This window comes from Pseudothermotoga elfii DSM 9442 = NBRC 107921 (genome assembly GCF_000504085.1).
GTDB lineage: Bacteria > Thermotogota > Thermotogae > Thermotogales > DSM-5069 > Pseudothermotoga_B > Pseudothermotoga_B elfii.
In genome coordinates this window covers 2,156,376-2,169,860 of record NC_022792.1, presented here as the reverse complement: position 1 = coordinate 2,169,860, position 13,485 = coordinate 2,156,376, and the positions used below count along the sequence as shown (strand labels likewise).

The 13,485-nt window shown below is 38.5% G+C and carries 18 protein-coding genes; 9 read left to right on the top strand and 9 right to left on the bottom strand.

Annotated features, from left to right (window positions below):
* Window positions 1–174: 174 nt before the first annotated feature.
* Both TEL01S_RS10630 and glnA read right to left on the bottom strand, forming a co-directional pair.
* Window positions 175–357, bottom strand: a complete 183-nt coding sequence (locus TEL01S_RS10630) for a ferredoxin (RefSeq protein WP_012004089.1) — start codon at window positions 355–357, stop codon at window positions 175–177.
* A gap of 49 nt (window positions 358–406) precedes the next feature.
* Window positions 407–1,738 (bottom strand): type I glutamate--ammonia ligase, encoded by a 1,332-nt coding sequence (glnA, locus tag TEL01S_RS10625; RefSeq protein WP_012004088.1) that lies wholly within the window; start codon window positions 1,736–1,738, stop codon window positions 407–409.
* Window positions 1,739–1,797: 59 nt separating this feature from the next.
* Here glnA and TEL01S_RS10620 point away from each other — a divergent pair, with 59 nt between their 5' ends.
* Complete coding sequence (locus tag TEL01S_RS10620; RefSeq protein WP_012004087.1) at window positions 1,798–2,469, top strand: lipid-binding SYLF domain-containing protein; 672 nt, start codon at window positions 1,798–1,800, stop codon at window positions 2,467–2,469.
* A gap of 5 nt (window positions 2,470–2,474) precedes the next feature.
* Here the strand turns inward: TEL01S_RS10620 and TEL01S_RS10615 are convergent, their stop codons facing one another.
* Genes TEL01S_RS10615 through TEL01S_RS10585 form a run of 7 tightly spaced genes read right to left on the bottom strand, consistent with a single transcriptional unit; the run spans window position 2,475 to window position 6,429 of the window.
* Window positions 2,475–3,131, bottom strand: a complete 657-nt coding sequence (locus tag TEL01S_RS10615; RefSeq protein ID WP_012004086.1) for an MnhB domain-containing protein — start codon at window positions 3,129–3,131, stop codon at window positions 2,475–2,477.
* A gap of 1 nt (window position 3,132) precedes the next feature.
* Window positions 3,133–3,825 (bottom strand): hydrogenase subunit MbhD domain-containing protein, encoded by a 693-nt coding sequence (locus tag TEL01S_RS10795; protein ID WP_012004085.1) that lies wholly within the window; start codon window positions 3,823–3,825, stop codon window positions 3,133–3,135.
* Window positions 3,822–4,091, bottom strand: coding sequence for a cation:proton antiporter (locus tag TEL01S_RS11070; protein WP_012004084.1), 270 nt, complete (start codon window positions 4,089–4,091; stop codon window positions 3,822–3,824). The genes TEL01S_RS10795 and TEL01S_RS11070 overlap by 4 nt, the downstream gene beginning before the upstream one ends.
* A complete protein-coding gene (locus tag TEL01S_RS11065) occupies window positions 4,088–4,336 on the bottom strand; it encodes a hypothetical protein (RefSeq protein ID WP_012004083.1) in 249 nt (82 codons plus the stop codon). Before TEL01S_RS11065 ends, TEL01S_RS11070 begins: the two co-directional genes overlap by 4 nt.
* Entirely contained in the window at window positions 4,333–4,710 is a 378-nt protein-coding gene (locus TEL01S_RS10595; protein WP_012004082.1) for a Na+/H+ antiporter subunit E, read from the bottom strand. Before TEL01S_RS10595 ends, TEL01S_RS11065 begins: the two co-directional genes overlap by 4 nt.
* A complete protein-coding gene (locus TEL01S_RS10590) occupies window positions 4,703–6,094 on the bottom strand; it encodes a cation:proton antiporter (protein ID WP_012004081.1) in 1,392 nt (463 codons plus the stop codon). The genes TEL01S_RS10595 and TEL01S_RS10590 overlap by 8 nt, the downstream gene beginning before the upstream one ends.
* Window positions 6,091–6,429: a Na+/H+ antiporter subunit C gene (locus TEL01S_RS10585; RefSeq protein ID WP_012004080.1), complete on the bottom strand. Its 339-nt coding sequence runs from the start codon at window positions 6,427–6,429 to the stop codon at window positions 6,091–6,093. Before TEL01S_RS10585 ends, TEL01S_RS10590 begins: the two co-directional genes overlap by 4 nt.
* Before the next feature lie 48 nt (window positions 6,430–6,477).
* On the opposite strand from TEL01S_RS10585, the gene uvrB reads away from it, so the two are divergent.
* Genes uvrB through pgsA form a run of 8 tightly spaced genes read left to right on the top strand, consistent with a single transcriptional unit; the run spans window position 6,478 to window position 13,484 of the window.
* A complete protein-coding gene (uvrB, locus tag TEL01S_RS10580) occupies window positions 6,478–8,448 on the top strand; it encodes an excinuclease ABC subunit UvrB (RefSeq protein ID WP_012004079.1) in 1,971 nt (656 codons plus the stop codon).
* Window positions 8,432–9,199: an inositol monophosphatase family protein gene (locus TEL01S_RS10575; protein ID WP_012004078.1), complete on the top strand. Its 768-nt coding sequence runs from the start codon at window positions 8,432–8,434 to the stop codon at window positions 9,197–9,199. Before uvrB ends, TEL01S_RS10575 begins: the two co-directional genes overlap by 17 nt.
* Complete coding sequence (locus tag TEL01S_RS10570) at window positions 9,196–9,858, top strand: deoxynucleoside kinase (protein ID WP_012004077.1); 663 nt, start codon at window positions 9,196–9,198, stop codon at window positions 9,856–9,858. Before TEL01S_RS10575 ends, TEL01S_RS10570 begins: the two co-directional genes overlap by 4 nt.
* Entirely contained in the window at window positions 9,851–10,510 is a 660-nt protein-coding gene (locus tag TEL01S_RS10565; RefSeq protein WP_012004076.1) for a deoxynucleoside kinase, read from the top strand. Before TEL01S_RS10570 ends, TEL01S_RS10565 begins: the two co-directional genes overlap by 8 nt.
* Window positions 10,511–10,569: 59 nt before the next feature.
* Window positions 10,570–11,139, top strand: a complete 570-nt coding sequence (locus TEL01S_RS10560) for a helix-turn-helix domain-containing protein (RefSeq protein ID WP_012004075.1) — start codon at window positions 10,570–10,572, stop codon at window positions 11,137–11,139.
* Window positions 11,127–11,756, top strand: a complete 630-nt coding sequence (locus TEL01S_RS10555) for a DUF4416 family protein (RefSeq protein ID WP_012004074.1) — start codon at window positions 11,127–11,129, stop codon at window positions 11,754–11,756. Before TEL01S_RS10560 ends, TEL01S_RS10555 begins: the two co-directional genes overlap by 13 nt.
* Complete coding sequence (gene rimO, locus TEL01S_RS10550; RefSeq protein ID WP_012004073.1) at window positions 11,677–12,969, top strand: 30S ribosomal protein S12 methylthiotransferase RimO; 1,293 nt, start codon at window positions 11,677–11,679, stop codon at window positions 12,967–12,969. Before TEL01S_RS10555 ends, rimO begins: the two co-directional genes overlap by 80 nt.
* Window positions 12,966–13,484: a CDP-diacylglycerol--glycerol-3-phosphate 3-phosphatidyltransferase gene (gene pgsA, locus TEL01S_RS10545; protein WP_012004072.1), complete on the top strand. Its 519-nt coding sequence runs from the start codon at window positions 12,966–12,968 to the stop codon at window positions 13,482–13,484. Before rimO ends, pgsA begins: the two co-directional genes overlap by 4 nt.
* Window position 13,485: the final 1 nt, after the last annotated feature.

Sequence of the window (13,485 nt, the reverse complement as noted above, 5' to 3'; positions counted from 1 at the left end):
AAGAGTAACTACTCCTCATAAAATAGATAGAAAATAAGGTAGGTACAAATACTATTATGAACACGACCGGGGAAAAGTTCAAGGAACAGAATTGTTTATCTTCTAAAAACTTTCCTATTTGTTGATGATTTTCCTGTTAAATAAAGAAAAAGAGGCGGTCGCCCGCCTCTTTTTTTACTCTTCAACACTGATTGCGCCAGTTGGACAACTATCAGCAGCATCTTTTGCGCAATCGAGTTCCGTTTCAGGTTGAAGAACTTTCGCTTTACCATCATCAGCAAGTTTGAAAACTTCCGGACACAGACTTTCGCAGACGCCGCAACCAATGCATGCAGCTTCGTCAACTCTAACCTTCATGAAAGCACCTCCCTGAGAATGTGGAAAAACCTAAAGCTATTATAAAACTTCAAACGTCGAAGTACAAGTCATATTCTGCCGGATGTGGAATAGAAGAAATATATCTATATTCTTCTCTTTTTGTTTGAACCCAGTGCTGGATCAGTGAATCTGGGAAAATTTCTTTTAAGAATTCTCTATCTTCTTCCAGGGCATCACATGCTTTTGAAAGGTCTATTGGCAAAGATAATTCAGATGATTCTTCCGCTTTCATTTTTTTCTTTATACCGTCTACTCCAGCCAGTATCATAGCGGATATTGCAAGGTATGGATTGCAGGAAGCGTCAATTGTGCGAAATTCTATTCTTTTTTCAGAATGGTCTTTTACATAACCTGGGATTCTTACAGCGGCATTTCTGTTGGCAAGTCCAAAGGACGCATTTGTGGGCGCTTCAAAGCCCGGTACGAGTCTTCTGTAAGAGTTTGTTGTTGGATTGGAGAAAGCCATAACAGCCGGGCAATGTTTTAACAATCCTGTCATGTATTGATGACAGGTTTTTGACAACCCATGTAACTCGTCGCCAGAAAAGATGTTTTTTCCGTCTTTAATCATGTATTGATGAATGTGCATGCCGTTTCCTGCTTCATTGTACAGTGGTTTAGGCATGAATGTCACCAGAAATCCAGATTGTTTAGCTATTTTTCTAACGACATGTTTGACTAACATAACCCAATCAGCAGCTTTTAGTGCACTTTCAAAATTTGTTTCTATCTCAAGTTGCGAAGACCCTACTTCGTGATGGTGGTATTTCACCGAAACTCCCACGTTTTCAAGTTCCGAAACTATGGCATTTCTCAGGTGCATGAAGTTATCAAATGGGATTTCTCTGTGATATCCTTTTTTACGGCCGACGAAATACTCTCCGGATTGAGAGGAATTCCAAAAACCTTCTGGGCTATCGGTTTCCAGAAAAATGAGATTAGGTTGGATTGAGTATCGAACTCTGCTAAAAACATGAAACTCATACTCTATAGAAAGCTTTATATCGTCAGCTATTGGTGAGATGTATTCAATGGCTTTCTTAAAGATAAATCTTGGATCATGTTCACTTGGTTTAAAATTTTCTGAACTATACACATCACATATAAAGCTCGCGATTTCCTCATTTTCGATTTTTTCAAAAAACAGTGTTCTGGCATCCGGAATGAGAATCATATCGCTTTTAGTCACAGACGCATAACCAAGATTTGATGCGTCGAACCCAACACCCTTTTCAAAAATTTCTTCTGAGAAACTTTCCCTGTGAAGAGTTACATGCCTCCATCTTCCGTAGAGATCAACAACTTTTAAATCAACAAACTTACAACCTCTTCTGTCTATCTCCTCGATGACCTGCCTCACACATATCACCTCCGTTTGTTTTTGCATATTTATGATAAACTAAAAACGGAGGTGTAAGAATGAAAAAAATTCTGCCTGTTTTATTGTTAGTCCCGATTTTTGGCATCGCTGCCACTCCCATGGAAAGATTGACAAGCTCACTTTCTATACTCAAAGAACTTTCCAATATACCTGATAGTGGAGCATTTGTAGAATTGCTTCGCCAGTCAGAAGGAATAGCTATATACCCCTCGCTGTTCAAAGTCGGTTTTGTCATAGGTGGCCAGTATGGAGAAGGAGTCGTTTTTAAAAGAGATATCGCAACAGGAAAGTGGTATGGTCCTGTATTTGTCAAATTAACTGGGCTTAGCCTTGGTGCGCAAATAGGTGTGCAGAATGTTGGACTTGTTCTTGTTTTGATGAACGAAAAGGCTGTAAACAGTTTTATTTCCAGTAGTGTGACTCTTGGCGGTAACGTCAGTGTATCAGCGGGACCGCTTGGAAGATCTCTTTCAGCTGATACGGATTATAAACTTCAGGCATCAATTTATTCCTATTCTGTCAGTAAGGGGTTTTTTGCCGGTCTATCACTTCAGGGCTCGATTGTGCAAGTTGATACTGATGCAAATAAGCAGTACTACGAAAGTGATATTTCTCCAACCGAGGCACTGAAAAATGAGCCCAGATCAAAAGAAGCAGTTGAAATTGTAGATTATCTGAACAGCCTGATCTATCTCCAGCCTTCTCAATAAAGATTTCACAGAACTCCTCGGTGGCGAATAAAATTGTAAACTATTATCCAGCCACCGAGAGATACTTTCGCAAATATCAAGACATTGTAAATGGGTATGTACTGGCCTTCAAGTACTTTGCCATTTATTTTAGGAAAATGAATCATTAAAAGATCAATTGTTGCTACTAAGAGAAAAGCAACAATCAGAAGTGTTTCTATGCTTTCTGCTTTTTTCTTTTTCAGGTAATTTTCCAGGTCTTCAAAGCCTGAGGTTGTAGCAATCAAAAGCAATCCGGTTGCTCCAGCCACACCGGCTGCAAAACCCCCTCCTGGGGAGAGGTGCCCAAATATAGCAAGATAGAAACCTGCGAGGATTGAAAGAAATGCGAGTAATTTAATTCCGACAATGGCAGACCTATCTGATATATGTGACCTTTCAGGGGCTATCTTGAGCGATTTCGATTTGATTTTAACCCCTATTGATGCCACTGAAAAAACGAGTACTTCAAAAAGAGTATCATACAATCTGGTATTGAGATATACACCCGAAACTGTGTTGGGTGAAACTGTCTGCTCATAAATTGTTTTCACGACGTTTTCGTTCAACTGTGGCTCTGGTTTAAAGCTTAAAGAAAGAATAAAGATTGCTGCAACGCACCCAATTACAAAAACAGTCTTCACATTAATCACCCACATATTTTTTTCTCAGCAATTCCAATTTTCCAGAGTTTTTCGCTGCCTCGTAAAAATCTTTGAATTTCAACGAAAGATCCGTCTTTTTTTCTATGCTTATCACGTACTCGTCAATTTCTTGCGAAAAAACAACTGTTTCACGTATGGACTGCTTCAGAATGTATTCTTTAAATGTAAGAAGATCAACTGTTCTTCTGTCTGGTAATATAGCAAATTTTGTTTGCAGTATTTCGTAACAATCAGTATGATCCGGGCACATTTTGCGAGTTACAGCCCCGCATATCATATCTACCTGACCTTCCACAAAAGATGATATCAATTCTTTTTGATCAGCGTATTCAGTAATTTCGATTTCGTAGCCATTTTGCCTTGCATAGGTAGAAACCAGTTCATACTCCAATCCCCGGTATGTGTTTCCCAATTTCTCGAACAGAGAATGAACTGGAACGACCCCTATCCTGATTTTGCCCATTCTTCTGAAGAGTGTTATATAAACAAAAGTTGATAATACGACACCCAAAAGAGCCTCTGCAAGTGCAACATCTGGAGCGGCAGATATCGCGTAAAGTAAAACCGCAACCATGCTTAGAATAGTTCTACCGAAAATAGCTTCAAGCGGTTTTTTCCTCGTCACTGTGTACAGTGCAAGGATTAAAATCAGAATAGCAGTTAGGATTTTCACTTCCTATCTTCCTTTTGGATGATAGATCTGGCAATGATATGCGAGATGAGTGGTCCGGTGATCAGTGTGATTAAACTGACCATGATTATTTTCGCTAACACTTCATACCAGTTGATTACAATGCCAGTAAATATTAAAACAGAGCCAATCGTGTCGCTGACACCAAGAAAATGCAGTTTTTGAGCTGTATTTTTTGCTCGTAGCAGCCCGACCGTACCGTAAAAGGTCAGCAACAAACCGGCAGATACCAGTATTATCGAAATCACCCCAGATCCTCCTTTGAGAGAAAATAAGAGAGAAATATAATTCCAGAAGCGTTCAGCAATGTATAAAAAAAGAACACGTCGAACAAATTCGAATCGGTTTTCATATAGGCAAACAAAAGCAGTATCAAAGAAATCTTTGTTGAGAAACTGGCGAGACTTATGAGCTTTTGCCATCTATCTTTTGTTGATATAAACATATAGAGAACTATTATCAAATTTACAGAATAAATGGCAAGCAATATCATCTTTTTTCCTCCTCAACAAGTTCGTGCACGATTAGATGGCCGTGCTGGTCTTCTATGACAAGTGTGTACGGAGTAAGCGTTATCAAAATTGTTTTTTCGAAAAGTTCTTCGTCAGTTATTACTTTGGTGGATTGTATTTTTGAATTGAAAAAATAGCCCTTGGTTATTAATTTAAATGATTGCAAAATTGCCAGTAAGAAGCTGTAGACAAGTTTTATTAGGAAAATTATCAATCTCCTCGGTTTAAAATCTATGTTTATAGCATTTTGTACGATGAAGATTAAACCAGCGATAAAAACAGTCAGGATATCAAGCTTTGGATGTAATACTAACCAGAAACATAAACCTATAAGAAAAGAGGACAAATTACGCATTTACACTCACCACCACGCAAATCAAAACAAGTATGATATATAGAAAAGCAGAGTTATTTATATTTTCGAGTGTTCTTGGAAGCGGTCTGAGAAATCTTTTTACTATAAAATAAAACAAAATTCCTGTTAGGATCAGCAAGATCGGACTTAGAAATTTTCGATCATGATTGACGAAAGGTGTTAAACAATAAAATGAAAGCAGCAGATATGAAGGAAGATTCTTTATTTTTTCATACCTTGCAGATGGTAAAAAAAGAAATTTAGCGAAACTTGCAACTGTGCCAATACAGGCGATATACATGAGAGGTTTTTGCCAGGTTAAAGTACTCAAAACCATATCCTTAGCAGCTGCTCCTATAGTTAATGGCATGCCACTTATCGTTAAAGATGCCAATGCGAGAAATAACCATTTGTTCACCGCTAAACGTTTTTGCAGCAACTCTTCAATATCCAGGGATGGCAATTCATCAGAAAAAAGAAAGAGAAAACTCTTAAACACACCATGGGCGAGTGCGTAAATAGCCCCCGAGGATGGCGATACGAGTATGTAACCAACCTGTGAAAGTGTGTGCTGTGCCAGGATTCTCTTGTAATTTTTTTCATTCATAGCGAAAAACACGCCTGTTATAGCAGATACGACTCCAAAGATAACAACAATTCTGTAACTGCCTGAAATTATCGGTTGCAGCCTCATCAATGCATAAACAGCTCCCTTGATACTTATTCCTGATAGGAGTGCTGAGATTTCTGGCTCAGCATTTGAATGAAGATCTATCAACCACATACTGTAAAAGAAAACTCCGGCTTTCGCCAGTAAACCGGCAATTATTAATCCTGCTGGCAGGTTTGATATTTCTTTTGACAGATCGAAAGTACCGCTCTCCAGAAAATGCATCCCGACTCCCAATAAATATAGATTCATAGCTGCTGTACACAAAATGATATACTTCATCGCAGCCCAAAATTGTTTTGTTTTAGAAGTTGTCGAGGAAAGTAAAAAAGTGATCAATGTTATCAGTTCAAGAACTACATAAATATTGAACAAATCACCGGACACAAAAGCTAAATTGCACACGGGAAGAAACAGTGCTAAAAAGAAGTAGTAAACCGTATTTCGCTTCTTTTTTATACCAACCATAGTTGAGGCAAGCCAGACCACAGCGTTCATCAAAAGGAAATTCCTTGATAGACCATCTATAACAAGGTGAACCCCGAAAGCTCCGCGCAAAGTGGCCTCACCCGCAAATTGATTTATGTATATCAAGTTTGCCACCAGGAAATTCACTCCCCCCATTGTTAGGAGAGTTATTCTGGATAGACTTTTATTGAAGCATAAGAAAGCAATTATCAGCAAAATCAAATTGTAGATCACATAATTATTCACTCATGTGTTCTCCTTTCAATTTTTTCCGTATCAGTTGTATGGAGTCTTTGAATCAAAATCATAATCACCGTGAAAGATAGAGAAAGAGTTGCAAAACCTATAACAATAGCTGTTACTATTACTGCCTGTGGAACAGGATGAGCATATGCTTCAGCTGTTTCCGAGACAATAGGAACTTTTTCACCAAAACGTGATGAGACAACAACAAAGAAACTTACCACTCCTGTACTCATAATATCAAGGCAAACAATTTTCATAACCAGGTTCTTCCTGAGAATTATTCCAGATAAAGCCACTAAGATAACTATTAAGCAAATGTATTCAACGAAATTCAAAGAGAAAACCTCCCCTTGATTTATAATATACAGCATGGGGGCATTCATATGTTTAAACTTGTGAGTGATTACGAACCTACTGGTGATCAACCCCAGGCAATAGATAGACTTGTTGAGGGCATTAAAAAAGGCTATCGGTTCCAGACCCTTATAGGAGTGACAGGCAGCGGTAAAACTTTCACAATGGCAAACGTCATATCCCGTTTGAACAGACCTGCTCTTGTTATCTCTCCAAATAAAACACTTGCCGCACAGCTTTATGGTGAATTCAAAACATTCTTTCCCCACAATAGAGTCGAGTACTTTATCAGCTATTATGATTACTATCAACCTGAAGCTTATGTTCCAACAAAAGATCTTTACATAGAAAAAAATGCCGATATAAACGATGTGCTCGTTCGTATGAGAATGTCTGCATTGAAATCCGTTAGAACCAGGCGAGATGTTGTTGTTGTGGCGAGTGTTTCGAGTATATATGCCTCCGGAGATCCATCTGATTTTGACAGGATGAATATCCAGCTTTCCACGGGATTAAAGATCTCTCCCCACGCAGTTGCTCAGCATCTTGCAAAAATTGGTTATGAGAGAAGCAATGAAATAACAGTCAAGGGTTGTTTCAGGTTGAGAGGAGATGTTCTTGAAATATATCCCACATATCAGGATGAAGGTATAAGAATAGAGTTTTTTGGTTCAGTTGTGGATAGAATAGAGACTTTCGACAAACTCAACAGATCTCCGCTGGAAGAGTTACAGAAAATTATCATCTATCCAGCAATAGAATTTGTGACCACTGAGGAAAAATTAAAGAGAGCTGTAGAATCCATTAAAAATGAATTAGATCAGAGGTTGACAGAATTGAAAAACCAGGGAAAAATTTTAGAAGCCCAACGGCTGCAACAACGAACAATGCATGATCTGGAGCTTCTATCTGCCCTCGGATATTGCCCAGGAATAGAAAATTACTCGAGACATTTTGATGGTAGGAAACCCGGAGAACCTCCATATACTCTTCTGGATTATTTCGATGACGATGTGCTTGTTTTTCTCGATGAATCTCACATAGCTGTACCACAGTTGCGAGCTATGTGGCGCGGGGAACATTCAAGAAAGAAGAGCCTTGTTGAATATGGCTTCAGACTTCCTTCAGCATTTGACAACAGACCTCTCACCTTCGAGGAATTCTTAAAAAAGGTGCCACAGATAATATTTGTCTCAGCCACACCGGGGCCATTCGAATATCAGGTGAGTGAGCAGATAGTTGAGCAAATAATCCGTCCAACAGGCCTGATTGATCCCGAGGTTGAAGTCAGGCCAACGAAATATCAGGTAGATGATTTGATTAGCGAAATAAAAAAGGTTGTCGAGAGGGGCGAGAGAGCTTTAATAACTGTTTTGACCAAAAAGACTGCTGAGAAACTCAGCGAGTATCTTGTTGAAATGGGCATCAAATCTCTGTACATTCACTCTGAACTTGATGCAATTGAGAGAATCGAAGTTCTGAAAAAACTTCGCCGGGGAGATGTCGATGCAGTTGTTGGAATAAATCTTCTTAGAGAAGGACTTGATCTTCCAGAAGTTTCGCTTGTTGCTATACTTGATTCAGATAAAGAAGGGTTTCTCAGATCGGAAACAACTCTGATACAGATAATAGGACGTGTAGCAAGAAACTTAAATGGGAAAGTTTTGATGTATGCTGATAGAGTTACGCCAGCTATGCAAAGGGCTATTGATGAAACAAATCGCAGAAGAAAAATTCAAATGGAATACAATGAAAAATACGGCATAACACCAAAAACCATTGTAAAACCGCTTCAAATTGAGATATTTGAAAAATTCATGGAAAAACCCGAGATAGATTATCATCAACTCGCGAAAGATTTGAGCAAAGAGGAATATCTGTCTCTTCTTGAGGAAGAAATGTACCGGGCTGCCAGTGAGCTTCGTTATGAAGATGCTGCGAAGCTCAGAGACGAAATTTTTAGACTCAGGGAGGAACTTAAGGATGAAAATTATCTGTGAGGCTGCTAAAATTGCGGGAATTTTTGCAAAAGAAAGGTTTTTTCAAGAACATGTTGTGAATGTAAAGGGTAGATCTTCTGATGTTGTAACGGAGGTTGATTTTGCATGCCAGAAAATGATAGTAGATTTTATCTCCACTCATTTGCCTGAAGCGCGTTTTATTTTAGAGGAAGGCGACGGATGTAAAGAGATACCAGATGCAGAATGTGTTTTTATTATTGATCCCATTGATGGTACGCTGAATTATTCACATTCCTTACCGTTTTTTGCAGTGAGCATAGCAAGATTGGATTACCGTGAGATTACAGAATCAGCTGTATATTTACCGGCAAGCGATGAACTTTTCTATGCAAAAAAAGGCAAGGGGGCTTTTTTAAACGGCAGGCAGATTTTCAACAAAAACAGCCCATCTCTTGAAAAGGCTCTTCTTGTTACCGGATGGCCATACGAAGAGAAACTTTTTGAATGGACACTCAAAAGCATAGAAAAAATGACCTTTCTTTCTCAGGAAATAAGAATATTTGGTTCAGCGGCTGCAGAACTCTGTTATCTTGCTTGTGGAAGATTTGATGGTTATTGGGAGATCGGCCTGAAACCTTGGGATACAGCTGGTGGAGTTTTAATAGCAAGGGAATCGGGAATCTTTGTTGAAAGTATTAATGGAAAATTTGATTTCAAAACAGGCGAAATAATTGCCGCTGTGCCGTCAATCTTTGAAAAACTCAGGGATATTTTGAGGAGTATATCATGAAGCCAAAGATAATTGTTGAAGGAACTGTTGGGGCTGGCAAAACCACCTTCATAAATTACATTTCAGAGCGACTTTGTCTGGAACCAATTTATGAATTAACTGATTCAAAACTGATCCAGATTCTGGAGAATTTCTACATTGACCCATCAAAATGGGGTTTTCAGTTACAGATATATTTTCTGACAAAAAGGTTCAAACAGATGAAAATCGGTTGTGAAAAAGGCAATGTAGTCATGGATCGCTCTATTTTTTGTGATCATATATTTCCATCTGTATTACTGAAAAGAGGTGAAATGACAAAGCTTGAATATGACATTTACAAAGAATTGCACAGTAATTTAATTGAATTTTCTACACCACCTGAACTGATGATCTACCTAAAATGCTCAACAAAAACGGCAATAGATCGGATCAAGAAGCGTGGCAGATTGTGGGAACTCAGCATAGATGAAAATTACTGGGAAATACTGAATCGGGAATATGAGGACTTTTTCGGCCAATATAGCCTTTCTTCCCTGCTCATAATAAATACTGATTCGGTGGATGAAAGATTTTCGAACATAGTGCAGATTGTTGAGGAAATCTTTCGGGAGCCGGAAAAGGTTATCTATGAATATAATGGTAATGTTGTGAATAAAAGGAGTGTGGCCAATGCTTGAGATAGTTGTTGAAGGAACCGTTGGGGCTGGCAAAACAGCACTCGTTGAAATTCTTGAAAAAGAGAAGGGCATGACAGGATTCTACGAAATGAGCGATGATCTGGCAGATGCTATTCTGGAAAGGTATTATGCAGACAAGTCAAGATGGTGCTTAACTATGGAACTTTATTTTCTTCATAAACGATTCCTTCAGGTTAGAAGTGCTAATCAGACTCATAAAGCGGTCATGGATCGTTCGATGATGGGTGATCTCGTTTTTGTCAGAATGCAGAAACAACTTGGTTTTCTCCAGCCAATTGAATATAAAGTGTATGAGAGTTTTTTCAGGACAATGTCTGAGATATCCCCAACACCAAGACTTTTAATTTATATAAAATGCTCTGTAAAAACAGCTCTTGAACGAATCGAGAAAAGAGGAAGGGCGTATGAGATAAATGTTGAAAAGTCCTATTGGGAACAATTGTGCCAGTTCTACGACGAAGCCTTTATGGAATTCCACAATGGAAACGTTTTGATCATAAATGGAGATGAGATAGATTTTGTCGAAAACGAATCAGATAGAGCATTGGTCCTCGATGCAATTGATCGATGCGTTAATCTCAAAGGGGTTCACGTACTCAATTCAGGTAGTCTTGTATGCAAGCTGGACTAAAATTAACGCCTGTCAAATGGTGTGATAAGGTATAATAATGTGTAGGTTGAGGTGTGTTTATGGAAAAATGGGTAAAAATTGGTGAAATTTTGAAAAACTCGAGAGAATCGAAGCAACTTACGATAGATCAGGTTGCACAGAGTATAGGTATACCGGCATGGAAGATAAGACTAATAGAGGAAGGTCAATTTGACAGGGTCGATGCTCCATTTTATGTTAAACATTATATAAGAAGTTATTCAGAATTTTTGGAAATAGACCCTGAAGAATTGCTTTCAGAAATTGAACAACCAGTAAGCAAACAAGCTGAGGTGAAAAAGGTATCTGGGAATGGAGCTTTGATTTCTTTTTTACTTATAGCAATGCTAATAGCGTCGGTGTGCTTTTTTGCCTATTCAGCTTTGAAATTTTTTGATGTTGCGAGTAGTCCTGAGGCTCAGTTTGTAAACAATTCTGGGCAGACTGTTTATTTTAACGAGCGACCGGTTGAACCAGGAGAAATCATCGAGCTTGAGATTGGAAATCGATATAGAGTAAATGGCAATAAAGGCATCTGTTCAATAATAACTTTGAAAAAGGAATGGAATATACATGTGAGTGATTTTGAGGTGATTCTGTGGGAGAGGTGAAGAAAACAGAGTTCGTGAATCTGGTGATTTTCGCTTTTTCCCAGTACATTGATTACTGGCTTTCAGAAATAAAACCTCATTTGGAAGGCATGTTTGGAAAAATAGATTATATTTCAGAGCAGCTGCCTTTTGGCACGTACACAACTTATTATGATTATGAAATGGGAAGTGATTTGAAAGGAAGGCTTATAAGTTTTGAAAAATTGATACATCCTTCACTTCTTGTCGATGCGAAGGTTTTTACCAATGAATTGGAAAAAAATTATTCTGTGGAGGGAAAGAGAAAGTTCAATCTTGACCCGGGTTATGTACACCATTTGAATTTTGTTCTGGCGTCAACAAAGCCATGGGCCAACAGAATTTACCTTGGCAAAGGTATTTATGCAGAGGTAACATTACTTTATCTGTCTGGTGAATTCAGATACTGGGAATTTACTTATCCAAATTACAGAAGCGATGAATACAAAAAAGAGCTCGAGCATGTGCGAAAACTGTATTTAGAAAAGCGTAGAAATTTTTTAAAGGGTGAGGAAATCAATGAAGATAGGAATAAAAGTTCTGGGTTGTCCGAAAAACGAAGCCGACTGCGATGTATTGGAGGCGATCCTGAAGGATAGAGGGCATGAGATTGTAAGTGATATCGAAGAAGCGGAAGCGGTTATTATAGACACATGCGGGTTTATAGAGTCGGCTAAAAAGGAATCAATAGATGAGATAATCACTTTTGCCAATTATAAGAAATATCGTCCCTTTTTCCTCTGTGTAAAAGGTTGTCTCGTTCAACGATATTCAAAGGAACTCTCAAAAGAGATTCCTGAGGTTGATTCGTGGCTGGGAGTTCTGAGTCCTCATCAAATTGCTGAGGCTATTGAGAAAGCCACGCCCTATCTTGTTGAAAAACCTACCGTGGTTTATGAAGAAGCACCAAGATCGTGTAATAATTCGTTTGCTTATGTGAAGATAGCAGATGGGTGCGACAGATCGTGTACATTTTGCTCAATTCCCCTTTTCAAAGGTAGGTTCAAAAGTCGAAGTATCGAAAGTATATACAGTGAAGTCGAGAGGCTCGTTGAAATTGGTGTGAAAGAAATCATTTTAGTGGCTCAGGACACCACTGCTTACGGCGTAGACCTCTACAATAAAGCAGTGCTTGATCAGCTTCTGAAAAAACTCAATTCTATAGAGGGAAATTTTCGAATAAGAGTGATGTATTTGCACCCGGATCATCTTACTGATAAAATGATTGATGCCATTTGTTCTCTTGATAAGTTGTTGCCATATTTTGACATACCTGTTCAGCATGGAAGCGATAGAATTCTTAAGCAAATGGGAAGAATTAAAAACAGCGAACAATTGCTCGAATTGATTGCGTATATAAGGAGTCATAATCCTGATGCAGCGATAAGGACCAGTGTTATGGTTGGTTTTCCCGGTGAAACCAATGATGATTTTCAGAAATTGCTCGATTTTCTTGAAAAGGCAAAATTTGACAGATTGGGATGTTTTATATACTCAGACGAAGAAGGAACAGTTTCAAGTTCTATGAAACGAAAAGTTTCTGAGAGGATTGCCCGGGAAAGATATGAAAATTTACTCATTTTTCAGAGTCAAATTGCTTACGAACGTCTGAAAAGATTTGTCGGTAAAAATTTAAATGTCCTTATAGAACAGGAAAATGAGTTGTTTTATGTGGCGAGGAGTCATCTTGATGCTCCAGAGGTAGATGGTGAGGTTACCGTGAAGAAAACTCGAGAGGTTGATATACCTGGATATTACACTGTTAGAATAACAGATTCAGATGAGTATGATTTGAAAGGAGAGCTGATATGAATCTACCAAATACTATAAGTGTTGCGAGAATTTTTCTAACAATACCGGTTTTCATGCTTATATCAGCCGGAATGTGGAAATGGGCGATGGTCATCTTTCTAACAGGTGCACTGTCTGATTATTTAGATGGTTTTTTGGCAAGAAAGCTTAATCAAATAACCAGCAGCGGGAAAGTTCTTGATCAAATTTCCGATAAAGTTTTTGTGAGTTCAACAATGATAGCCCTGATACCTCAAATCCCAGCGTGGCTGGTCGCTTTGATTGTGGCAAGAGACAGTGTAGTCAGTGCAGTTAGAATTCTCGCAGCTAATAGCGGTGTAGTTATTCAGGCTAATAGATGGGGCAAGGTGAAAACCGTTTTACAGATGCTGTTGGTTATATTGCTGCTTTTTGAAAATAGTTTCAGATTTCAGCTTGGAATTGTCAATCAATTGGTGATTTACTCATGCGCATTTTTTACTGTTGTTTCGGCTTTGATTTATCTGATCCAGAATAGAAAGGTACTGGGGGGATGAA

Coding starts and splice junctions, on each gene's coding strand:
- TEL01S_RS10630 (WP_012004089.1), bottom strand. CDS start 357: ATGAAGGTTAGAGTTGACGAAGCTGCATGCATTGGTTGCGGCGTCTGC.
- TEL01S_RS10620 (WP_012004087.1), top strand. CDS start 1,798: ATGAAAAAAATTCTGCCTGTTTTATTGTTAGTCCCGATTTTTGGCATC.
- TEL01S_RS11065 (WP_012004083.1), bottom strand. CDS start 4,336: ATGATATTGCTTGCCATTTATTCTGTAAATTTGATAATAGTTCTCTAT.
- TEL01S_RS10595 (WP_012004082.1), bottom strand. CDS start 4,710: ATGCGTAATTTGTCCTCTTTTCTTATAGGTTTATGTTTCTGGTTAGTA.
- uvrB (WP_012004079.1), top strand. CDS start 6,478: ATGTTTAAACTTGTGAGTGATTACGAACCTACTGGTGATCAACCCCAG.
- TEL01S_RS10575 (WP_012004078.1), top strand. CDS start 8,432: ATGAAAATTATCTGTGAGGCTGCTAAAATTGCGGGAATTTTTGCAAAA.
- TEL01S_RS10570 (WP_012004077.1), top strand. CDS start 9,196: ATGAAGCCAAAGATAATTGTTGAAGGAACTGTTGGGGCTGGCAAAACC.
- TEL01S_RS10565 (WP_012004076.1), top strand. CDS start 9,851: ATGCTTGAGATAGTTGTTGAAGGAACCGTTGGGGCTGGCAAAACAGCA.
- TEL01S_RS10560 (WP_012004075.1), top strand. CDS start 10,570: ATGGAAAAATGGGTAAAAATTGGTGAAATTTTGAAAAACTCGAGAGAA.
- rimO (WP_012004073.1), top strand. CDS start 11,677: ATGAAGATAGGAATAAAAGTTCTGGGTTGTCCGAAAAACGAAGCCGAC.
- pgsA (WP_012004072.1), top strand. CDS start 12,966: ATGAATCTACCAAATACTATAAGTGTTGCGAGAATTTTTCTAACAATA.